The sequence below is a fragment of the Pseudoalteromonas sp. SaAl2 genome (genome assembly GCF_052947895.1).
Window position 1 is genome coordinate 1,449,242 of the sequence record NZ_CM129605.1, and the last position, 21,327, is coordinate 1,470,568.

The 21,327-nt window shown below is 39.9% G+C and carries 17 protein-coding genes and 3 pseudogenes; 13 read left to right on the forward strand and 7 right to left on the reverse strand.

All coding sequences use genetic code 11. The features are described 5' to 3' along the window. Positions 1-53 precede the first annotated feature (53 nt). Both dnaK and dnaJ read left to right on the forward strand, forming a co-directional pair. Positions 54-1,974, forward strand: a pseudogene (gene dnaK, locus ACU8V8_RS07115) (molecular chaperone DnaK). A gap of 212 nt (positions 1,975-2,186) precedes the next feature. Next, positions 2,187-3,332 (forward strand): molecular chaperone DnaJ, encoded by a 1,146-nt coding sequence (dnaJ, locus tag ACU8V8_RS07120; protein WP_446889287.1) that lies wholly within the window; start codon positions 2,187-2,189, stop codon positions 3,330-3,332. 61 nt (positions 3,333-3,393) lie between these two features. Here the strand turns inward: dnaJ and ACU8V8_RS07125 are convergent, their stop codons facing one another. Together ACU8V8_RS07125 and ACU8V8_RS07130 are read right to left on the reverse strand one after the other, a co-directional pair. Next, the gene (locus ACU8V8_RS07125) at positions 3,394-4,356 is read right to left on the reverse strand and encodes an HlyD family secretion protein (protein ID WP_446889288.1); all 963 of its coding nucleotides are present in this window, start codon (positions 4,354-4,356) and stop codon (positions 3,394-3,396) included. Next, positions 4,250-4,477: pseudogene (locus ACU8V8_RS07130) on the reverse strand (DUF3302 domain-containing protein); the annotation flags it as partial. The pseudogene ACU8V8_RS07130 and the gene ACU8V8_RS07125, both read right to left, overlap by 107 nt. Before the next feature lie 349 nt (positions 4,478-4,826). Here ACU8V8_RS07130 and ybaK point away from each other — a divergent pair. The 4 genes from ybaK (at position 4,827) to ACU8V8_RS07150 (ending at position 9,872) form a co-directional block, all read left to right on the forward strand. Continuing rightward, positions 4,827-5,288: a Cys-tRNA(Pro) deacylase gene (gene ybaK / locus ACU8V8_RS07135; protein ID WP_446889289.1), complete on the forward strand. Its 462-nt coding sequence runs from the start codon at positions 4,827-4,829 to the stop codon at positions 5,286-5,288. Between the two features lie 221 nt (positions 5,289-5,509). Next, positions 5,510-7,765 carry an acyl-CoA dehydrogenase gene (locus ACU8V8_RS07140; RefSeq protein WP_446889290.1) on the forward strand — a complete coding sequence of 752 codons (2,256 nt, stop codon included), beginning with the start codon at positions 5,510-5,512 and terminating at the stop codon, positions 7,763-7,765. A 173-nt stretch (positions 7,766-7,938) separates the two neighbouring features. Next, positions 7,939-8,895, forward strand: a complete 957-nt coding sequence (locus ACU8V8_RS07145) for a kinase (protein ID WP_446889291.1) — start codon at positions 7,939-7,941, stop codon at positions 8,893-8,895. Between the two features lie 104 nt (positions 8,896-8,999). Continuing rightward, positions 9,000-9,872, forward strand: coding sequence for a Gfo/Idh/MocA family protein (locus tag ACU8V8_RS07150; protein ID WP_446889292.1), 873 nt, complete (start codon positions 9,000-9,002; stop codon positions 9,870-9,872). A gap of 2 nt (positions 9,873-9,874) precedes the next feature. Here the strand turns inward: ACU8V8_RS07150 and ACU8V8_RS07155 are convergent, their stop codons facing one another. Then, positions 9,875-10,714 (reverse strand): hypothetical protein, encoded by an 840-nt coding sequence (locus ACU8V8_RS07155; RefSeq protein WP_446889293.1) that lies wholly within the window; start codon positions 10,712-10,714, stop codon positions 9,875-9,877. A gap of 212 nt (positions 10,715-10,926) precedes the next feature. On the opposite strand from ACU8V8_RS07155, the gene upp reads away from it, so the two are divergent. From upp to ACU8V8_RS07180, 5 genes and pseudogenes are all read left to right on the forward strand, one after another. After that, on the forward strand, positions 10,927-11,556 hold the full coding sequence (upp, locus tag ACU8V8_RS07160) for a uracil phosphoribosyltransferase (RefSeq protein WP_087533975.1): 630 nt from the start codon (positions 10,927-10,929) through the stop codon (positions 11,554-11,556). A gap of 75 nt (positions 11,557-11,631) precedes the next feature. After that, positions 11,632-12,815, forward strand: a pseudogene (locus ACU8V8_RS07165) (uracil-xanthine permease family protein). Positions 12,816-12,973: 158 nt separating this feature from the next. Continuing rightward, the gene (locus ACU8V8_RS07170; protein WP_446889294.1) at positions 12,974-14,698 is read left to right on the forward strand and encodes an HAD-IIB family hydrolase; all 1,725 of its coding nucleotides are present in this window, start codon (positions 12,974-12,976) and stop codon (positions 14,696-14,698) included. Then, complete coding sequence (locus ACU8V8_RS07175) at positions 14,691-15,914, forward strand: glycosyl transferase (RefSeq protein WP_446889295.1); 1,224 nt, start codon at positions 14,691-14,693, stop codon at positions 15,912-15,914. The genes ACU8V8_RS07170 and ACU8V8_RS07175 overlap by 8 nt, the downstream gene beginning before the upstream one ends. A gap of 15 nt (positions 15,915-15,929) precedes the next feature. Then, positions 15,930-17,702 (forward strand): sugar phosphorylase, encoded by a 1,773-nt coding sequence (locus ACU8V8_RS07180; protein WP_446889296.1) that lies wholly within the window; start codon positions 15,930-15,932, stop codon positions 17,700-17,702. 58 nt (positions 17,703-17,760) lie between these two features. Here ACU8V8_RS07180 and ACU8V8_RS07185 read toward each other — a convergent pair whose 3' ends face one another. Continuing rightward, positions 17,761-18,837: an ABC transporter substrate-binding protein gene (locus ACU8V8_RS07185; RefSeq protein ID WP_446889297.1), complete on the reverse strand. Its 1,077-nt coding sequence runs from the start codon at positions 18,835-18,837 to the stop codon at positions 17,761-17,763. A gap of 155 nt (positions 18,838-18,992) precedes the next feature. Here ACU8V8_RS07185 and ACU8V8_RS07190 point away from each other — a divergent pair, with 155 nt between their 5' ends. Continuing rightward, positions 18,993-19,382 carry a cytochrome b562 gene (locus tag ACU8V8_RS07190; protein WP_087533970.1) on the forward strand — a complete coding sequence of 130 codons (390 nt, stop codon included), beginning with the start codon at positions 18,993-18,995 and terminating at the stop codon, positions 19,380-19,382. Between the two features lie 65 nt (positions 19,383-19,447). On the opposite strand, the gene ykgO is transcribed toward ACU8V8_RS07190, so the two are convergent. Both ykgO and ACU8V8_RS07200 read right to left on the reverse strand, forming a co-directional pair. Continuing rightward, positions 19,448-19,591 (reverse strand): type B 50S ribosomal protein L36, encoded by a 144-nt coding sequence (gene ykgO, locus ACU8V8_RS07195; RefSeq protein WP_087533969.1) that lies wholly within the window; start codon positions 19,589-19,591, stop codon positions 19,448-19,450. 9 nt (positions 19,592-19,600) lie between these two features. After that, entirely contained in the window at positions 19,601-19,852 is a 252-nt protein-coding gene (locus tag ACU8V8_RS07200) for a type B 50S ribosomal protein L31 (RefSeq protein WP_087533968.1), read from the reverse strand. 208 nt (positions 19,853-20,060) lie between these two features. On the opposite strand from ACU8V8_RS07200, the gene ACU8V8_RS07205 reads away from it, so the two are divergent. Beyond that, on the forward strand, positions 20,061-20,345 hold the full coding sequence (locus ACU8V8_RS07205; protein ID WP_176372576.1) for a hypothetical protein: 285 nt from the start codon (positions 20,061-20,063) through the stop codon (positions 20,343-20,345). 4 nt (positions 20,346-20,349) lie between these two features. Here the strand turns inward: ACU8V8_RS07205 and ACU8V8_RS07210 are convergent, their stop codons facing one another. Continuing rightward, a complete protein-coding gene (locus ACU8V8_RS07210; protein WP_446889603.1) occupies positions 20,350-21,237 on the reverse strand; it encodes a LysR family transcriptional regulator in 888 nt (295 codons plus the stop codon). Positions 21,238-21,327 lie beyond the last annotated feature (90 nt).

Sequence of the window (21,327 nt, forward strand, 5' to 3'; positions counted from 1 at the left end):
CCTATTAACTAGTCATCGAACGTATTAACGAATTTTGAAGTTGGAGAAGATTCATGGGTAAAATTATTGGAATCGATTTAGGTACTACTAACTCTTGTGTGGCAGTACTAGATGGCGATAAAGCACGCGTAATTGAAAATGCGGAAGGCGATCGCACAACACCATCAATCATTGCGTACACGCAAGATGGTGAAACATTAGTTGGTCAACCTGCAAAACGTCAAGCAGTGACAAACCCAACTAACACACTATTTGCGATTAAGCGTTTAATTGGTCGTCGTTTTGAAGACGAAGAAGTGCAACGTGATATCGGCATCATGCCTTTTCAAATTATCAAAGCTGATAATGGCGATGCATGGGTTGAAGCCGGCGGTGAAAAACGCGCTGCACCACAAATCTCAGCTGAAGTACTGAAAAAAATGAAGAAAACAGCGGAAGACTTCTTAGGTGAAGAAGTAACTGAAGCCGTTATCACAGTACCAGCATACTTTAATGATTCACAACGCCAAGCAACTAAAGATGCTGGTCGTATTGCGGGTCTTGAAGTTAAACGTATCATCAATGAGCCAACAGCCGCTGCACTTGCATATGGCATGGACAAAAACAAAGGTGAAAACGTTGTTGCAGTATATGATTTAGGTGGTGGTACTTTCGATTTATCAATCATTGAAATTGATGAAGTTGAAGGCGAACATACATTTGAAGTACTTGCTACAAACGGTGACACTCACTTAGGTGGTGAAGATTTCGATAACCGTGTAATCAATTATTTGGTTGCAGAATTCAAGAAAGATCAAGGCATTGACCTGAAAACTGATCCACTTGCAATGCAACGTGTTAAAGAAGCGGCTGAAAAAGCGAAAATTGAACTGTCATCAGCACAATCAACTGAAGTAAACCTTCCATATGTAACTGCTGATGCAACAGGTCCTAAGCATATGAACGTGAAATTAACACGTGCTAAGCTTGAGTCATTAGTTGAAGACTTAGTAACTAAGTCAATTGAACCGCTTAAGCGCGCTCTTGCTGATGCTGATTTATCTGTAAGTGACATCAACGATATTATTCTTGTTGGTGGTCAAACACGTATGCCATTAGTGCAAAAAACAGTTGCTGAGTTCTTTGGTAAAGAGCCACGTAAAGATGTTAACCCTGATGAAGCTGTAGCTGTAGGTGCTGCGATTCAAGGTGGCGTACTTGCAGGTGACGTTAAAGACGTACTACTACTTGATGTTTCTCCATTATCTTTAGGTATTGAGACAATGGGTTCTGTAATGACTGCGCTAATTGAGAAAAACACGACGATTCCTACTAAGAAATCGCAAACATTCTCAACAGCTGAAGACAATCAAGCAGCGGTTACAATTCACGTACTACAAGGTGAGCGTAAACGTGCGAGCGATAACAAATCTCTAGGTCAATTTAATCTAGAAGGAATTCGTCCAGCACAACGTGGTACACCACAAATCGAAGTTACTTTCGATGTAGATGCGGATGGTATCTTACACGTATCAGCAAAAGATAAAGATACAGGTAAAGAGCAAAAAATCACGATTCAAGCGTCTTCAGGTCTAAGTGACGAAGAAGTTGAAAAAAATGGTTCGTGATGCAGAAGCTAACGCTGAAGAAGATAAAAAATTCGAAGAGCTTGTAGCGACTCGCAACCAAGCAGATGCAATGGTTCACGGTACACGTAAGCAAATCGAAGAAGCTGGCGATGCACTACCTAGTGAAGACAAAGACGCAATTGAAGCGGCTGTTGTTGACCTAGAAGCAGCAATCAAGAGTGATAACAAAGAAGAGATTGAAGCGAAGACTCAAGCTCTTGCAGAAAAGTCACAGAAATTGATGGAAATCGCACAAGCTAAAGCACAACAAGCTGGCGGTGACGCTGGTGAGCAACCACAACAGTCAGCTAAGCAAGATGATGACGTTGTAGATGCAGAGTTCGAAGAAGTTAAAGACGACAAGTAATTGTTGCTGACGCTTCTCACTGACTTAAACACCATGACTAAATGTGGTGTTTAAGTTAGGATGAACGAATGAGGCGCGTAGGCTAAAGCTTAACGCGCCTTTTGCATGTTAAAACGTGCATAAAAAATTAAAACAATTCAATGGTAAATCGATATGATTTATCGGTTTATCCGCAGCAAAGCTGCAGTAGCAAAAAGAGTAGTGTGATAGATATGTCAAAACGCGATTATTATGAAGTTCTTGGTGTGGCTAAAGATGCCAGCGAAAGAGACATTAAAAAAGCGTATAAACGCTTAGCGATGAAATATCATCCAGATCGTACCGCCGGTGATAAAGAGCTCGAAAATAAGTTCAAAGAAGTAAAAGAAGCTTATGAAATTTTAACCGATAATCAAAAGCGCCAAATGTATGACCAATATGGTCATGCGGCATTTGAACAAGGTGGCGGTGGTGGACACGGCGGCTTTGGTGGCGGTGGTCAGGGTGATTTTGGAGATATTTTTGGTGACGTTTTCGGCGACATCTTTGGCGGCGGTGGCGGCGGACGTCGTCAATCTCGTCAGCAACGAGGCTCCGATTTACGTTACAACATGGACCTAAGCTTAGAAGAAGCCGTTCGTGGTAAAGAAGTTGAAATTAAAGTTCCAACATGGGTGAGCTGTTCACCGTGTGATGGCAGTGGCGCTAAACCCGGTTCTAAACCAAAAACATGTACAACCTGTCATGGCGCAGGCCAAGTTCAAATGCGTCAAGGTTTCTTTGCCGTACAACAAACTTGTCCTACTTGTCACGGTACAGGACAAATTATTTCTGATCCATGTAATAGCTGTCATGGTCAAGGCCGCGTAGAGAAAACAAAAACATTATCAGTAAAAATACCTGCGGGTGTTGATACGGGCGACCGTATTCGTTTATCTGGCGAAGGTGAAGCGGGGGCTCATGGAGCACCCGCCGGTGATTTATATGTGCAAGTATCTGTACGTGAACATCCAATCTTTGTTCGAGAAGCCAATAACTTATACTGTGAAGTACCAATAGGCTTTACAACGGCGGCTTTAGGTGGCGAAATTGAAGTACCGACACTTGATGGCCGTGCAAAGTTAAAAATACCACCAGAGAGTCAAACGGGAAAAATGTTCCGCATGCGTGGTAAAGGCGTAAAATCTGTACGCAGCGGTGCAGTGGGTGATTTAATTTGTAAAGTTGTGATCGAAACACCTGTTAACTTAAATGAACGTCAACGTGAGCTGCTCGAAGAGTTAGAGCAAACCATGGGTAAAGATGGTTCTAAAAACCGCCCAAAAGAAAAAGGTTTCTTTGATGGTGTGAAAAAATTCTTTGATGATTTAACTAAGTAGTCATCAACGTATTAAATAAAAATGGCGCCAATTGGCGCCATTTTTTAACTTATAAATCAGTTTAATGATCTAAAAATAGGTAGTTTTGCCAACTTTTCATTCTGATCAATACCTTACGCATTACCGAAACATGCTCGAAGTGGTCAGAATAAACAGCGACTTCAGCACTGGTGCCTTTTGGTAATTTATATTCGCTCATATCATCGATTAGCTTTAATACAACAACTACTTGACCATTACGATTAAAGTTTTCGCTACTCATTAATGTGCCTTGTGCTTGTAGTTGACCTTCAGCCATGGCGGGTAATACAGAGACAATTTCTCCGGCAAAGGTTTTTCCTGGAATAGCCTTAAAAATAAAGTCAGCTTCATAGCCTGGCTTTAAGCGTAATGCCGAATTTTGACGAAATAAAGCAACAAACTGAGCTTCTTCATCGTGCACAAACGACATTACAGGACGAAGTGGCATAGGCACAGCCATCATACCAGGACGCAAGGTTAGTTGGGTTACATAACCATCAGTAGGTGCATAAATATTGGTACTATCAAGGTTAAATTGTGCTTGCTCAAGGCGAGCTTCAGCTTGAGCGACAATGGTTTGCTTACCATTTACCTTTGATTCAAATGCGATACGTTGGCGATCTTCCTCAGCTTGCGAAGCTTCGTATGTTGCTTTTGCGGCGTAATATACCCCCTTCATATTATCAACACTTCCTTTAGAGTAAGCGCCTTTTTTCGCTCCTTCCTGATAGCGTTCAAACTCAAGCTTACTGCGTAAGAACTCAGCTTTTGCTCTTAAAGTGCTTGCTTGGGCTGATTTATATGATGCCTCTAAACCTTTAGCTGCTTGAATAGCATCTTGCAATTGTGCCGTTGCTTCATTTAATTTTGCTTGATAAAGTGTGTCATTAATGATTAAAGCCCCAACCACGATCGTCACGCCATAGAGTGGCCCAAATCCACAAAAAAGGCCAAAGAACGTGAAGCGTAAATAAACTAACCCAACCAGCGTAATGAATTGCATCTAGGTGTGGGTGATTACGCTTTTAGCTATTTCGTAGGGAATATCATGCAATGCGATAATGCCATAAAATAAAAAATACCGACAAATACCAATATTCCTAGGCAAAGTAATCTAAAAACATTCAGTGTCCTTTTTATTATGCTTTAGTTAAAAGCGGTGATGTTAACGTCATAGTGCCAAATTTTAACCACATAAGCACTGCCATAGAGTCGATTTACTTAAATATACGCATCCATGGATACGATCATTTTAAGTGCCTAGATTTGGAGTTTTTGTTGGCAAGATAAACTATTTACCCAATGGGTATATTTTTGGCACTAAAGTTAATAACGATAAAATCACACGGCAATACTTGCGTATTTAAATAAAGTTGTGACAGAGGTATTATTCATTGTTCACTCCTTCGTGAGTGTGTTGATATGTAATTTAGTCTATGTTTCTATTAGTTGGATAACCATAAGGAATACACTGTGACACCAGCTATTTTAATGCTCGAAAAGTTAAATATTCCATTTACTATTTTAAGTTATGAGCACGATCCAAAAAATACTCAGTTTGGTTATGAAGCGGTTGAAAAGCTTAATTTAAATTCGGCCCAGGTATTTAAAACATTAGTGCTAGAAACTGCAGAAAACGCACTGATAGTGGCAATTACACCTGTGGTACAACAAGTTAATTTAAAGAAATTAGCTCAGGTCTGCGGTACTAAAAAAGTCCACATGGCTGATCCGCAAAAAGTACAAAAAAGCACAGGTTATATTTTGGGAGGCGTAAGTCCGCTGTCACAAAAAAAACGCTTGCCCACCTTTGTACATAAAAGCGCAATACTATTTGATCTTATCTATGTCAGTGCCGGCAAGCGGGGGTTGGAAATAGCGCTCAGCCCACAGGATTTAATTTCACAGTGTAATGCCCAGCTTGCTGATTTTTAATCTTTAAATCACTCATTCATCTTTTTACCTATCAGTGAGGCTGCAAAAAGCCGGAATATCCGAAATTCAGCGTACATGTGTAAGCTGTTTTTATTCAATGGCTTAGCTACTTTATTAAAAAATAATTGAAAATAATGTTAAAAAAACTGGTTGGACCAATTGATCTCTTGCTCATTTTATGACGTAATGTAGATATTACTATCTGGTCGGATGAGTCCATTATGAGCTTACGTACAAAATTAAAAAAAGTTTTACCAAGTATTTCAATCACAGAACAAGAAGCACTTGATGCCGGTGATGTGTGGTTAGAAGGGTCTATCTATCAAGGTAAACCTGACTTCAGTGCATTACGTGCAGTGCCTGCAGCAACATTAAGCGCTGACGAACAAGCATTTATCGACGGCCCATTACAAGAACTATTGGGAATGATCGACGATACTGAAATACAAAGCGGTGTTCATTTACCTGACTACATCCTAGAGTTTTTGAAAAAAGAACGTTTTTTCTCGTTGATTATTCCAAAGTCATTTGGTGGCTTAGAGTTCAGCCCGTATGCAAACTCAACAATTGTTGCAACCATTGCGACTAAGAGCTCAGCAGTTGCAGTAACGGTGATGGTGCCTAACTCATTAGGGCCGGGTGAATTATTACTGCACTTTGGTACACAAGAGCAACAAGCACATTATTTACCGCGCTTAGCTAATGGTCGTGATATTCCATGTTTTGCATTGACTAGCCCTGAAGCAGGCTCAGATGCTGGCGGTATTCCTGATATCGGCGTAGTGACTAAAGGCATGCACAATGGCGAAGAAGTACTTGGTCTTGAGATCACGTGGGACAAGCGCTATATCACCCTTGCACCCATTGCCACAGTGCTTGGTTTAGCCTTTAAGGTTGTCGATCCTGAGGGTTTACTTGGTGGCAAAGAAAACTTAGGTATTACCTGTGCGCTTATTCCAAAAGAGCACCCTGGTGTTGAACTTGGTAATCGTCATGATCCTATGGGTATTCGTTTTTACAACGGTACAACACGTGGTAACAAAGTATTTGTACCAATGGATTTCATTATCGGTGGACAAAAGAACATCGGTCGTGGTTGGCAAATGTTGGTTAGCTGTTTAGGTGCTGGCCGTGGTATTTCATTACCTGCACTGGGTGTGAGTTCATCACAGGTGGCATTTAAAGGGGCATCAGAGTACGCCGCTGTCCGTGAGCAATTTGGTTTATCCATTGGCCAATTTGAAGGTATTCAAGAAAAACTCGCTGATATTGCGGGTAAAACATACCTTCAAGAAGCAATGCGCGTATTAACTACCGAAGGTTTGGGCATGGGCTTAAAACCATCAGTTGTTACCGCAATTGCAAAATACCACATGACTGAAATTGGCCGCGATGTGCTTGATTCAGCAATGGATATTCAAGCAGGTAAAGCGATTCAAAATGGACCGCAAAATACACTAGCCAGTGGTTATGTCGCACAGCCTATTGCCATTACGGTAGAAGGTGCGAACATTCTTACTCGTAACCTGATGATCTTTGGTCAAGGTGTGATGCGTTGTCACCCATATTTACAGTCTATGGTTGAGTCTATCCACAGCGAAGACAAAAATGCAGATAAAGAATTTAACAGCATTTTACGTAAAACGGTGGGTTACAGTGTAGCTAACAGCTTACGTGCATTTCGATTAGGTGTATTACCATTCACCGCTGGCGCAGAGTCTAAGCTACCAGAAGTACGTGAATATGAAAAAGCAGCGCAGAAATTATCAGCTAAACTTGCTGTATACGCTGATTTCTCATTATTAGTGCTTGGCGGTAAGCTTAAGCAAGCAGAAATGCTTTCTGCACGCTTAGGCGACGTAATGAGCTTCTTATATGCTGCAATGGCCTCAATTAAGTATTACGAGCAAAAAGTAGCAAGCAGTGAGCGTGAGCAAGCTGCACCTTATTTCCACTATGCGACTCGTTTTGCTCTACAAAGTGCTGAAGAAGCATTACATAAGTTTTTAGATAACTTCCCTGCAAGTGGTACACGTAAGTTCATGCGTTTCATTACGATGAACTACTCGACTAAAATGCCAAAAATTAGTGATGATTTAATTCGTGAATTAGCGAAACAAGCGCAATTAGATACTGCGTTTAAAAAGCAAATTACGCATTTGGTTAAACCAATTGAGGGTGATGGTCATTATATTAATGAGCAAGCCTATAAAGCTAAAATGGGTTGTTTAGATTTGCTTGCGAAAGTGAAAAAAGCACTACGTAGTAAAACAATCAAACCAGGTGTACGCTTTGCATTAACACTTGATAATGCACTTGTTGCAAGTATTATCACAGAAGAAGAGTATGCAAAACTAATTGATTACAACATCAAACGTGAACGCGCTATTCGTGTAGATGAGTTTGATTTTGATATGAACTTACTTGACGAAAACGCACAGCCAGTGAATCCACTGAAGAGTGTTGTTAATCAGTAATATTTAACTTAATTCAACAATGTAAGCGCCTAGCAGTAAGGGCGCTTTTATACTTAAAGCCCATGCAATTTTGTGTGGGCTTTTTTTGTAATAGCTCTAACAAACTGACTAAAGCATTTTATCTACAGTTAGTTATGCCATACTACGCATTGGTTTTGTTAACGTAGGTTTGTATGTCTTTTTATCTGCCTTTAATTCGTCTTCATTATAAGAAGATTAAAATCACAGAGACTATTACTTCATTATGGAGTGGTTGTGGCGAAATAGTACGTTGTCGTTTGGACGATAAAGCGTGTGTGATTAAAGCGATTAATGTTCCCAAGCACATTAATCACCCGCGAATTTCACAAACGCAGTTTGCGATTAACCGTAAACGTTGTTCTTATAATGTTGAATACCATTGGTATTTACATTATGCGCCGCAATTACCTCAGCAATCTCGGGCGCTTAGTTGTTTTAAAGCCATAGAGCATGGACCACAAAAGGTATTAGTATTTGCTGATTTTGCAGCAGATGGCTTTACTAATGCACAAGTACATCAACGACACATAGCAGCTATTCTCAAATGGTTAGCATATTTTCATGCATTTAACTTTGAAGTTAACCCCGATGGTCTTTGGCAACAAGGCAGTTACTGGCACTTAGCAACTCGCCCAGATGAATATGAAAAAATGCCTGATAGTGCACTTAAACTACAGGCAAAAAATATAGATAAAATATTGCGTGAGTGCCAATATAGGACGCTTATTCATGGTGATGCAAAGCTTGCAAACTTTGCTGTTAATTGTTCGACGATGGACGTTTTAGGTTATGATTTTCAATATACCGGTGGCGGCGTTGGTGTTGTTGATGTCATGTACTTTTTGGGTAGTTGTTTGAATGAACAGCAGCTAAACGATACAGCCGATGATTATTTAGCTAACTATTTTAAGTACTTTAGCGATGCAATGCAGACGTTTGGTCATGCTAAATCTACGCCCGTCGTTATTAATGCTTGGCGGGAACTTTGGCCCGTTGCGTGGGCTGATTTTTATCGCTTTTTAGCAGGTTGGAGCCCAGAACATACAAAGATCAATACCTATATGCGTAAACAATTTCAAATTACAAAAATAAACTTTGGAGCAAGGTAGAATGACAAAACAGATTCGTTGGGGCATGATTGGTTGTGGTGCGGTGACTGAGGTGAAAAGTGGGCCTGCTTATCAGCACACAGAGGGCTTTGCTATTCACGGGGGTGACCCGCAGAGATAACGCTCTTGCTGAAGATTATGCTAAACGTCATAACGTGCCTTTGGTGTTTAAAACTGCGGATGAGTTGATTGCCAGTAATGAAATAGATGCAGTGTATATTGCCACGCCACCTGATAGTCACCTTGAGATAGCATTAAAAGTAGCTGCTGCTGGTAAACCTTGTTGTATTGAAAAGCCCCTCGCACCAACTTTAGTGCAAAGTGAGGCAATTCTTGCTGCCTTTTCTGCTAAAAAAATTCCTTTATTTGTTGCTTATTATCGTCGCTCTTTGCCACGCTTTAATAAAGTTAAAAGCCTCATTGATGCTGGTGAAATTGGCTCTGTGCGTCATGTAAATTGGCATTTGAGTAAACCCCCTAGCGAAGTTGATAAGTCCAGGGATTATAATTGGCGCACAGATAAAGACATTGCACCAGGTGGCTATTTTGATGATTTAGCCAGTCATGGCCTTGATCTGTTTGGTTATTTATTTGGTGAGTATCAATCAGTGAAAGGACTCGCTACCAATCAGCAAAATCTCTATGGCGCGTTTGATGCCATTAGTGCCTGCTGGCAACATAAAAGTGGCATTACCGGCTCAGGCAGTTGGAATTTTGGCGGCTTTTCACGCTTTGATATTGTTACTGTGTATGGTGAAAAAGGCGAGATAACTTTTAGTGTGTTCGATGAGCAAGCAATTAAAGTTGTCAATGCTCAAGGACAACAAGCATTCACTATAGAGAATCCAACACATGTTCAGCAGTATCATGTTGAAAATATGGCATCGGCATTACTTGATAATACAATTCACCCATCTACAGGCTATTCGGCAACCCATACAAGCTGGGTGATGGAGCAAATATTATCAAGTAAATAAGGTTAATTTAGTGGTAAATTAAACTTTGCTTTTAACGCAGAAATTAATAAGCTTCTTTCGGGATCAGTAAAAAGTTGCTGATGAAGCTTTATGATCTGATTTTGCATTGTCGTTTCTTTTAACACTTTATCAAATGTAGCAATGTTTAGCTTTCCTTGCTCTGAGCGAGAACAGGCAAGATAACCAAATACTGCGTGGCTTTCTTCATCTATTGATAAAAAACGAGTTTTTTCGATTCGAGGGTCGTTTTTAAAACGTTCTTTAAGCACCGTAGTGTACTCTAATATGGCGTCTAGCTTATTCTGGAATAACATTTCATGTAAACGTCGTGAGCTTTTGTCACCATTGATGTCTACAAAGTTATCCGGGTGAGAGACAATAAATTGATCGATGTGCTTGCCATAAGAGCGACCAGCAGAAATACCGATTAAAAATTTATGTTTTTGAATAACTTCCTCTAACGTTATATCTTGAGATAATTCTGGATGATTGTAAATTACTAATCGATTAGCCGGAAAGGCCATGATTGGGTATTGGTTGAAAAAGGCACTTTGTTCGCGTTCACTATTTTTCACTTTATTGTACAAACACACATCAGGCATTGTTTGTAGCTGTTTCCATTCGCGTAATCGGCTTGCAGGTATAAATTCTAATACCGTAGCGGGGGATATTCGTTCCCCAATCGTTAGCATAATTTTATTTGCGATATTTTTATCAGCCTTATTATTTTCAGGAATGAAATCACTTACTATTTGTATCTTAGTTAGCTGCTTTTGCTCAGCACTAATCGAAGAAGCAAATAATACACAGAAACTCAAAGCAAAAAATAAAGGGCTTTTCATGCCATGCGCCATACTTAAAAAAGATATAATAAACTATACCTGTTTAAGTTCTATTTGATAATAGATTGTTGCGTTAAATGACATAAATTGCGTATTTAATTCCACTATCGCAATCATTCTTAATTAAATTGATATGAGTTAGCATTTTTTAAAAGTCACTTTAGTATTTTTACGCTAAAATAAGGCAAGTTTAATTTCTATCAGGCACTAAAATGACAATTCATGTAATAAATCACCCTCTTGTTCAACATAAATTAGGCCTAATGCGCGAGTATGGCATTAGCACTAAAAGTTTTCGTGAACTTTCATCTGAAGTGGGTACGTTATTAACCTATGAAGCCACAAAAAACTTGCCACTTGAAAAAGTCGAAATTCAAAGTTGGGATGGTAATAAGCTTGAAGTAGAGCACATAAAAGGGAAAAAAATTACCGTGGTGCCAATTTTACGAGCAGGCCTTGGTATGATGGATGGCGTTATGCAGTTATTACCTGCAGCTAAAGTAAGCGTCGTTGGCCTGCAACGTAATGAAGAAACATTAGAGCCTATCCCTTATTTTGAAAAACTCGTTGGTAAAATTGACGAACGTTTAAGTTTAGTTATTGACCCGATGCTAGCAACGGGCGGATCGATGATCGCTACTATCGATATGCTAAAAAAAGCCGGCTGTAAAGAAATCAAAGTGATTGTGTTAGTTGCCGCTCCTGAAGGCGTAGAAAAAACATTAGCAGCGCATCCGGATATAGAAATTTTTACTGCATCACTTGACTCACATTTAAATGAAAAAGGCTATATCATTCCAGGATTGGGTGATGCAGGTGATAAAATTTTTGGCACAGTTTAGGTTATTACTGTGACTAAAAATAGTGTGAATCAAGAGCCAACCTTTTCTGTAAAAACTATCTTAACTGGGGCGCAAATGTTATTTGTCGCCTTTGGTGCGCTTGTATTAGTGCCACTGTTAACGGGTCTTGATCCGAATGTGGCGTTATTTACAGCAGGGATTGGCACTTTACTATTTCATGTAGTGACAAAAGGGCAAGTTCCTATCTTCTTAGCGTCTTCATTTGCTTTTATTGCACCAATTATTGCGTGTGTACAAATGTGGGGCGTGCCTGCCACAATGGGCGGTTTAATGGCTGCTGGTGGCGCATATATGCTGTTAAGCATTTTAGTGAAACTAAAAGGCGTTGCGACATTACATAAAATATTGCCTCCGGTGGTAGTTGGCCCGGTGATTATGGTGATTGGTTTAGCGCTGGCTCCTGTTGCAGTTAATATGGCTATGGGTAAAAGTGGTGATGGCTCAATCCAGTTGATAGCCTATGAAAAAGCTATTTGGGTGGCTGCATTTTCACTTTTAGTGACTTTAATCTTTGCTGTGTGGGGAAAGGTGTTATTAAACTTATCCCGATCTTAGCGGGTGTAGTAGCAGGTTATAGCTTGTCGTTAGTTCTTGGGATTGTACAATTTGATGCTGTAAGTAATGCACAGTGGATTGCTATGCCAGCATTTACGTGGCCTGAGTTCAAATGGCAAGCCATTTTATTTATGGTGCCTGTCGCTATTGCTCCTGCAATTGAACACATCGGCGATATGATGGCAATAAGTCAAGTGACTAATAAAGATTATCTTAAAAAGCCTGGTTTGCATCGAACTTTGTTTGGGGATGGTCTAGCCACTACTGCAGCGTCTATTTTTGGTGGGCCACCTAATACGACTTATTCTGAAGTGACTGGGGCGGTTATGTTGACACGTAACTTTAACCCTAAAGTGATGATGTGGACGGCAGTAATTGCGATCATTTTGGCCTTTGTGGCAAAAATGGGAGCTGGTTTACAGACTATTCCTGTGCCTGTAATGGGCGGCATTATGATTTTATTGTTTGGCTCAATAGCGGTTGTTGGTCTTAACTCGTTAGTTAAATCGGGTGAAGATCTCACCGCCCCTCGTAACCTATCCATAGTTGCACTTATTTTAGTGTGTGGAATTGGCGGCATGCATATAGGTGGTAATGAGTTCAGCCTGCAGGGCGTCAGTTTATGTGCAATCTTAGGTATTGTGCTAAACCTAGTATTACCGAAGGCGCAAAACAGCGCATAGTAATCGAACATAACGTTAATTAATTGCACCAAAATAGCGCATTTCATATGCGCTATTTTTTTAACTTATTAAAAGTTATACATTTTAAATATTGGTCTGCTATCTGCATTTAGTATTATTAATATCAAGATGGTGAGATATGTAAAGAGGTCAATTTAGTGGACATTACTCCGTTTTTAGCAAAGCATCAGTTACCCCTTAAATATCAGTATTTAAGTGAGCAGTTCTTTATCCCTTTAGCTGAAGATATTATTGCAGCAAAGCCTTCAAATCAATCCATGCTTGTAGCAGTCAACGGCTGTCAGGGCTCAGGTAAAACCACCTTAGCGGACTTTTTAGTTACCTGGATAAACAGTAACACTGAATTTAATAGTATTAGTATTTCAATTGATGACTTTTATTATAGCCGTGAACAACGTGCTAGTTTAGCCAAAGATATTCACCCATTATTTGCTACTCGAGGTGTGCCAGGTACCCATGATACCGAGTTAATGAAACAGACCATAACTGATTTACTCGCGGGTAAAACCGGTATCGCTTTACCTCAGTTTGACAAACAAACGGATGATCCATTAGCGAAAGAACAATGGCATAAAAACAAAAAAACGGTTGATATTATTTTATTTGAAGGCTGGTGCGTTGCAAGTAAAGCTCAGCAACCCTATCAACTAGAGCAGCCAATTAATCAGCTTGAAGAAAGTGAAGATGAAGCGGGAGTCTGGCGTCGCTGCGTAAATAGTTGTTTAGCAAATGAATATCAAAGTGTATTTGGCTTAATTGATTACACGGTCATGCTGCAAGCCCCCTCATTTGAGGATGTGTATGGTTGGCGGTTAGAGCAAGAACAAAAGTTATTAGCTAAAAAAGGCACCGGCAAGGGCACATTTGACGAGGCGAGCTTGGTTAAATTTATTTCTCATTTTGAACGCATAACACGTCAGAACCTGCAAACTTTGCCCGAAAGCGTTGACGCCCTTCTTACGTTGGATGAAGCGCGAGACATCAGCGCAATGACTCTAAAAGCAGACTCAGTCCCCCAGCCGTTAATATTCACCGATTTGGATGGCACATTACTCAATCATGATGACTATGACTGTGCCGCAATTAAGCCTTTTTTAGCTAAACTGAGCGCTGCGGATGTGACAGTGGTTTTCAACACCAGTAAAACATTTGCTGAAGTGACGGATTTGCAGGCTATGTTAAATCATCACCAGCCATTTATTACCGAAAATGGTTCAGCGGTTTATATCCCCAAATTTTTCTTTCCTATTAAACCAATTGGCTGTGAAGAACTTGAGCTGTATTGGCGTTATGCGCTGGCACCTACTTGCGCAAAACTTCATGAAGATTTAATAAGCCACGCAAGGGAATTTAAAAACTGCTATCGCTTATTTAGTGAACTGAGTGCTCAAGAAGTCTCAGAGCTCACAGGTTTAAGTGTTGAACAAAGTAAACTTGCTTTGACACGAGAATATTCAGACCCAATATATTGGCAAGGAGACGATGAGCAGCTAAGTGCATTTTTAGCACTTATGGAACCACTTGATTATGAAGTATTAGTTGGTGGACGTTTTATTCATCTAAATAAACAAACCAACAAAGGACAGGCACAAAACTGGTTATTAAACCAATTTAAAATACATTATCGTCACCCATTTACCACTATTGCGTTAGGGGATAGCCAAAATGATATGGCAATGCTCGATGAAGCCGATATCGCAATTTTAATTACTAACCCAAACAGTAAGGCTAAAGCCAAATTGGCACATAAACCGTGGCATGTTAGTGAACGTCCTGCCCCTTTAGGTTGGATTGATGAGGTGGCCGACTTACAGATTATTAAAGCGCAATTAGCGCCAACAAAGGAGCCGTCACATGGCTGATTTTTACCAAAATGGCATAATTACTACATTGCATAACATCGCAGATCGTCCGGTAGAAGAGTTAGAGGCAGAACTGTTGAGTTTCTCTAAGCAGCGTCCAATGGGACTCATTTTACCGTCATTATACAGTGAGCTTGAAGGCCCAGCGCTACAAAATATAGTGAAAGAACTTAAACAAGTTCCTTATTTATCGCAGATCACAATCGGCTTAGATAGAGCTGATGAAAGTCAATACCGCAGCGCATTACAGTTTTTTTCAGAGCTTGACCAACCGCACCGCGTGTTATGGAATGAAGGCCCACGTTTACAAGCGCTCGATAAAGAATTGCAACAACTCGGAGTAGCGCCAAGAGAACTAGGTAAAGGACGTAATGTTTGGTATTGCATGGGTTATAAGCTTGCCACCTCAAAGGTCGAATCAATCGCATTACATGATTGCGACATTTTAACTTATGATCGAGGGCTCTTAGCGCGTTTAATTTATCCGGTTGCGCACCCACGCTTTAACTATGAGTTTTGTAAAGGATTTTACCCACGTACAGCCGATGGCAAAATAAATGGCCGGGTGTCTCGTTTGCTTGTCACGCCACTGTTACGTTCATTTAAAACAATTTTGGGTAGCACAGACTATTTGGAATATATGGATTCATTTCGCTATCCATTAGCGGGTGAATTTTCGTTCCGCCGAGACGTACTTAATGATATTCGTATTCCAAGTGATTGGGGCTTAGAAATTGGTGTCTTATCAGAAATGTATCGTAACTATTCACATAACCGCTTGTGCCAAGTTGATATTGCAGATAATTATGACCATAAACATCAGGTGCTTTCACTGGATAATCAAGCGGCTGGATTATCAAAAATGTCGATTGATATTACCAAAGCGTTATTTAGAAAACTAGCCACACAAGGCGTTACATTTACTACCGAAACCATTCGCTCACTCAAAGCAACATACTACCGCATTGCGTTGGACTTTATTGAAACATATCACAATGATGCGATGATGAATGGCCTTACATTAGATATTCACCAAGAAGAAAAAGCAGTCGAAATGTTCGCGCAAAATATCATGAATGCTGGCGAACATTTTTTACAACACCCAATGGAAGCGCCTTTTGTGCCAAGTTGGAACCGTGTGGCGTCTGCCATGCCAGACGTATTCGCACGATTAGAAGAAGCGGTAGAGCTTGATAATAAAGAGTTTTCAGCATAAAAAATGGGGTAGGGTATGAGTAAAGCGTTATTTGAACAACGGATTGAACAGCATTTAGCAAGCATATACGAAGGTGTTGATCTATGTATGAGTATTGATGCGCTAGCCAGCATGTTGATCACCACCATGTTAAAAGATGATCCTGTACGCGACCCAACGCCCCATAAAAATCGCTGGGATCAGCAAGATGTTATTCTTATCGCATATGGCGATTCTATTATGCGTTATCAAGATGCAGATCAGGCGGTCGCTGTACCGAGCGAACCGCCTTTGCATACCTTGCATCGGTTTATGAAAAATCAATGTGCAGGAACAATCAACGCATTACATATATTACCATTTTATCCGTATAGCTCAGATGAAGGCTTTGCGGTAATGAACTATGTTCAAGTTAATGAGTCGTTAGGGAGCTGGGAAGATATCCAAGGTATTGCTCAAGATGTAAAACTTATGGCGGATTTAGTGATCAACCATTGTTCAAGCCGAAGCCGTTGGTTTGAAAATTTTATACAAGGTAAAGAGCCTGGCCTGAGTTATTTTAAAACCGCGAACTTAACGGATGATGTATCTGGCGTTGTCAGGCCTAGAACGTCCCCTTTATTAAACACGGTACAAACAGTCCTAGGTGAACGTCATGTATGGTGTACATTTAGTCCAGATCAGGTCGATTTAGACTTTGCAAATCCATTAGTCCTTAATGAGTTTGTGGGGATTATTCGTCACTATTTAGACAACGGAGTCAAGATTTTTCGACTGGATGCAGTGGCCTTTTTGTGGAAAGAGCTGAACACCTCGTGCATTAATTTACCGCAAACTCACGAAGTGATTCGTTTATTACGGACTTTAATAGAACATGTCGAACCAAGTGCAGTTATTATCACGGAAACGAATATTCCAAACCGTGAAAACTTGTCTTACTTTGGTAATGCAAACGAAGCCCATTGTATTTATAATTTTTCCTTACCTCCATTACTATTACATACCTTACTCAGTGGCGATAGCAAAGCGCTAAAGCACTGGATGATGAGTATGCCACCGGCACAGAACGGCACTGCTTACTTTAACTTTATCGCCTCACATGATGGTATTGGTCTACGCCCAGCAGAGGGCTTACTTGATGAGCAACAGCTTGGTCAAATGGTTAATACCATTAGTCGATTTGGTGGCAAGGTTTCTATGCGAACCGCAAATAATGGCACCAGTTCACCGTATGAATTGAACATCGCATTATTTGATGCTTTACAAGGAACACATAAAGGAGTTGATAAGTGGGGGCTACAGCGTTTTGTGTGTGCTCACGCTATTATGTTTGCCTTAGAAGGGATCCCTGGTTTATATATCCATAGTTTACTTGGTACAACCAATGACTATGAGCGATTTGAAAATAGCCAACATAATCGCTGCATAAACCGTCATCGCTGGCAAGAGAAGGCACTGCTTGAAAAACTATCAGATCAAACGAGTCATCATTATCATGTCTTTACTCGTATTAATAACTTATTAGCGATACGTAAGCAGCAAGATGCTTTTCACCCTAATGCAACGCAATTTACGCTGCATTTAACGGGGGCGTTGTTTGGTTTTTGGCGGCAAAGTATCGATCGTAGACAAAGTATATTCTGCGTCTATAACATTAGCGATGAACCTCAAACATTGGTCTTAGCCGATCTTAATTTGATTGACACCGAGCAATGGTTTGAGCTTATATCGGCTCAAGCCTTAGATAAAGATTTACAGACATTTGAGCTTGAACCTTATCAAGCATTATGGTTATCAAATAAACAATAACGCTATATTTAAAAGAGTAGACAGGTTGAGGGTTTTAGTTAGTGAGTTAATTAAAGCCCTACTTATTAGCGGCATCTAATAGGTTATCAATTGTAAATGGTCGCCACGAAGCAGATGTTTTACTGAACATTCGAAAATCGATGTCTTTTAACTTATTGTTATTGATACGTTTAGCCAGCTCTTGATTTTCACTGGAAAGCGGTTTAAATATCGCAGTAACTTGGTGGGAAGCGGGCCACTTAATTGAGTCTTGGTGGTGATCATAAATTGTAATAAGCCCTAAAGCCCCTAACAGAACATGTCCACCGAGAGAAACATCTAACGACGTTAAATCTTTTGGCGGGGCATCCCAATTCACACCACCCACTAAAATATTTTGTTTTTTTAGTTTTTTAATGGCTCTTTTAGCACCAAAACCAATCGCGTCATTTGCGCACCAAATAATATTAACTTCAGGGGCAAGTTGCAAAAAAGCCATGGTTTTAATGTAGCTTTCATCTTCTGACCAATTTGCGACATCTTGGGCAACAATATTGAGTGATTGTTTTTGCTCTGCAAATCTTTGCAAGCCTTGAGCACGCTCGATAGAGGCAGCAGTGGTATAGTCACCTAATAAAGCAAGCATATTAGCTGGCTGATTAGATGTTAATGTATGCTTGTTAAAAAGTAGATGAGCGAGATCTTTACCTGCATTATAGTTGTCAGGTATCACACTACCTATAATGTTTAAGCCATCTCGGTGTAGAGTAGCGAGCTTATCGGGATCTGGCTTATTGAGTAAAAAATAGATAGGAATGTCTTTGGTATTCAATTTGGTTAAATATTCGCTAGCAACACTTTTTTCATCAACCAAAATTAGATAGTCAGGATTATCAATGACCGCTTGGCGGATCAGCTCTTTCATTAAAATATGGTTTCGATTAGCATATTTTACAGTCAAGTTTATTGCTAAATCATCGGCAACATTTTGTATTTGGTTAGATACTTTAAACCAAAAGTTACCCGTGTTGTTATCACCATCAGCAGTATTAGAGAATCCCGGATTAATGAAAGTGACATTTAAGCCATAAACGTTAAATGAATTTAACAGTATAAAAAAACATGAAAGGTATGTAGATAAACGAGATAAAGGCATTTGAACTCACTTAATTATTAATAAACGAACAAATCCTTGTAGGACTAGAGCATACATAACAACCTTACTTTAGGGAAGGCTATATTTCTAACTAGAGTGCTATATAATATGCATTCTAGCATATCTGTCGCCATCAACCTTTAGGGTTTTATTTAATGAAAGCAATTTTGTGTGTGTTCGTATTACTATTTAGTCAAAGTGTCTTCGCTGTTAAAGAGAATAACTTAGAAACCAACATGAAAAATATGGGCCTTGCTTATAAGCAAAGCGTGCAAGCAACGCAACTGCACGAGTTTAATCTGGCGATCGATGAATTTATAACGCTAGTAGAACAAAGCAAAGTTGTTGGATTTAATAAAGAAGTACAAAAATCACTGCAAGGACTTGATAAAGTAATAGCGAAAGCAAAGTTGGCAAAACAACTTGCTAATAGTGAGGGGGTAGAGGCAGCGAAAAAACCTTTAAAAGCGATTGATGGCTTGCGTAAGCAGTATCATGAATTACATGAGCCACCAGGGTTTTGGGAGTTATTGTTTGGTAAGTAGCCCCATCGTTTATTTGTGCGCGTTATAATAAAGCGCACAAATTGCTCAACGCCCTCACGGGCACGTTACTTTTTCCCTTTCTTTTTCATACCTTGCACAGCTTTGAAGCGTGGATTGTCTTTACAGATCACAAACACACGGCCTTTGCGCTTTACAATTTGGCAGCCTGGGCGGTTTTTAGCACTTTTTAACGAGCTTAATACTTTCATAGAGCTCTCCTATTTAGTCGCGAGGTTTTTAAAGCGGCGATTGAACGCTGCTACACGGCCATCACTAGCGACTGTCTTCTGCTTACCAGTATAAAACGGGTGAGAATCACTCGACACATCAATCGGCACATAAGGGTAGGTTTTACCATCTAGCTCAATAGTGCGGTTCGTTTTTATTGTTGAACCAATAATAAAATAACTGTCAGCAGCTGTATCGTGAAAAGCAACAGTTTGGTAATCAGGGTGAATATTTGGTTTCATAATGAACTCTATGTTATGTGATAGTATAACTATAATTTATAGTAAATAAGAATCTTTTGCAAATAGTATTTTGCTCGTTAAATAACATTTTTGTTTGCAATTCATACAAACAAGTCAAAAGATGAGCAGTCAGTATAAAAAAACTGGCTATTGGCATTTAGCCTGTTATAAATAGGATGTAATCGAGCAAAAGGAGGCAAGCTTTAGTATGAGCGAACACATTCAACAGAGCACCGATGAGCAAAGTCAGCAGATAGATCAAAGCGTGATGGATACACTACGCAGCAAAGATAATTCATTACTCGCTCAGCAAATTGATCCACTTAGTTGCACTCATAACGACATTGTGGAGTTACTTGCTCAGTATTTGGCATTGAGCGATCAAGATGATGATGATTTGTTTGATACGTGGTTTGATGGGCTCAATAAAGCACAGCACACTGTGTTAAAAGTATTTGAGGTGTATCGTGGTCAATTCGAGCATCAAGAATAACAGCTTATAAAGTGAGTTTTGGCTGTATAAAGTCTAAAAATGCTGTAATACGTGATGAAACGGCACTGTTTTTGTAATAAACAGCGTTAACCGTCTCGCGCGGGTTTGGGCTTATTATGTCACTCGTTAATACCTGCACCAGCCGTCCTGCGGCTATATCTTTATTAATCATAAAATTTGACAACAATGCCAGCCCTTGATGCGCAAGGCACAGTTGTCTAATTGTCTCACCACTGCTGGCAGTAATGCTAAAGCGTAGATCGGGTAAATTATTTAATGGCCATTGGTTTAGAGCTTTGTTGTTACTAAAGCCAATTAGTTTGTGTTTATTTAAGTCAGCAGTGTTGAATACTGAGCCATTACGGGCAAGGTATTGTGGGCTTGCAACCAGATATAGTTTACTGTTACCAAGTAGGCGGGCATGTAAGTTTGAGTCTTTTAAATAACCAATTCGAATGGCTACATCAGTTTTGTATTCAAGTAAGTCATGAATGTTATCAGCCGATGCTAAATCGAGTGTGATATCAGGGTAAACCTCATTAAAGCCGGCAATCAAGGGAGTAATTTGGTGCAGCACAAAAGGGCTTGCGGCATCTACCTTTAAACGTCCTGCGGGTTTTTTATCGAGTAGTGATAGCGCTTCACTGCCTTTTAATATTTGATTTATCCCTTCGCGGGCAAACTCTCTATAAACATGACCCTCTTGGGTTAGCTCTATACGACGGGTTGTTCTGTTGAGCAAAGTTGTTTGTAAGGTCTGTTCCAGTCGATTCACTGAGCGTGATACTTTTGCAACTTGTACATCTAAGATACGCGCCGCGGCAGAAAAACTCCCTGCATCAACCACACTTAAGAATGCTTCAAGATCTTCAGTTTTAACTTTCATTGTAATCACTTTATCATTTTCGACAAAAGTATTTTGCCATTAAGGCTGTTTTTTGCAAACAAATATTCGCCCACACTCTGATCTTCATTTAATTAC

What these genes read in the sequence shown, in the direction of transcription:
- ACU8V8_RS07125 (WP_446889288.1), bottom strand. Translation starts at nt 4,356, where the DNA reads ATGCAATTCATTACGCTGGTTGGGTTAGTTTATTTACGCTTCACGTTC.
- ACU8V8_RS07185 (WP_446889297.1), bottom strand. Translation starts at nt 18,837, where the DNA reads ATGCCTTTATCTCGTTTATCTACATACCTTTCATGTTTTTTTATACTG.
- upp (WP_087533975.1), top strand. Translation starts at nt 10,927, where the DNA reads ATGACAATTCATGTAATAAATCACCCTCTTGTTCAACATAAATTAGGC.
- ACU8V8_RS07190 (WP_087533970.1), top strand. Translation starts at nt 18,993, where the DNA reads ATGAAAGCAATTTTGTGTGTGTTCGTATTACTATTTAGTCAAAGTGTC.
- ykgO (WP_087533969.1), bottom strand. Translation starts at nt 19,591, where the DNA reads ATGAAAGTATTAAGCTCGTTAAAAAGTGCTAAAAACCGCCCAGGCTGC.
- ACU8V8_RS07180 (WP_446889296.1), top strand. Translation starts at nt 15,930, where the DNA reads ATGAGTAAAGCGTTATTTGAACAACGGATTGAACAGCATTTAGCAAGC.
- dnaJ (WP_446889287.1), top strand. Translation starts at nt 2,187, where the DNA reads ATGTCAAAACGCGATTATTATGAAGTTCTTGGTGTGGCTAAAGATGCC.
- ACU8V8_RS07200 (WP_087533968.1), bottom strand. Translation starts at nt 19,852, where the DNA reads ATGAAACCAAATATTCACCCTGATTACCAAACTGTTGCTTTTCACGAT.
- ACU8V8_RS07155 (WP_446889293.1), bottom strand. Translation starts at nt 10,714, where the DNA reads ATGAAAAGCCCTTTATTTTTTGCTTTGAGTTTCTGTGTATTATTTGCT.
- ACU8V8_RS07145 (WP_446889291.1), top strand. Translation starts at nt 7,939, where the DNA reads ATGTCTTTTTATCTGCCTTTAATTCGTCTTCATTATAAGAAGATTAAA.
- ACU8V8_RS07140 (WP_446889290.1), top strand. Translation starts at nt 5,510, where the DNA reads ATGAGCTTACGTACAAAATTAAAAAAAGTTTTACCAAGTATTTCAATC.
- ACU8V8_RS07175 (WP_446889295.1), top strand. Translation starts at nt 14,691, where the DNA reads ATGGCTGATTTTTACCAAAATGGCATAATTACTACATTGCATAACATC.
- ACU8V8_RS07205 (WP_176372576.1), top strand. Translation starts at nt 20,061, where the DNA reads ATGAGCGAACACATTCAACAGAGCACCGATGAGCAAAGTCAGCAGATA.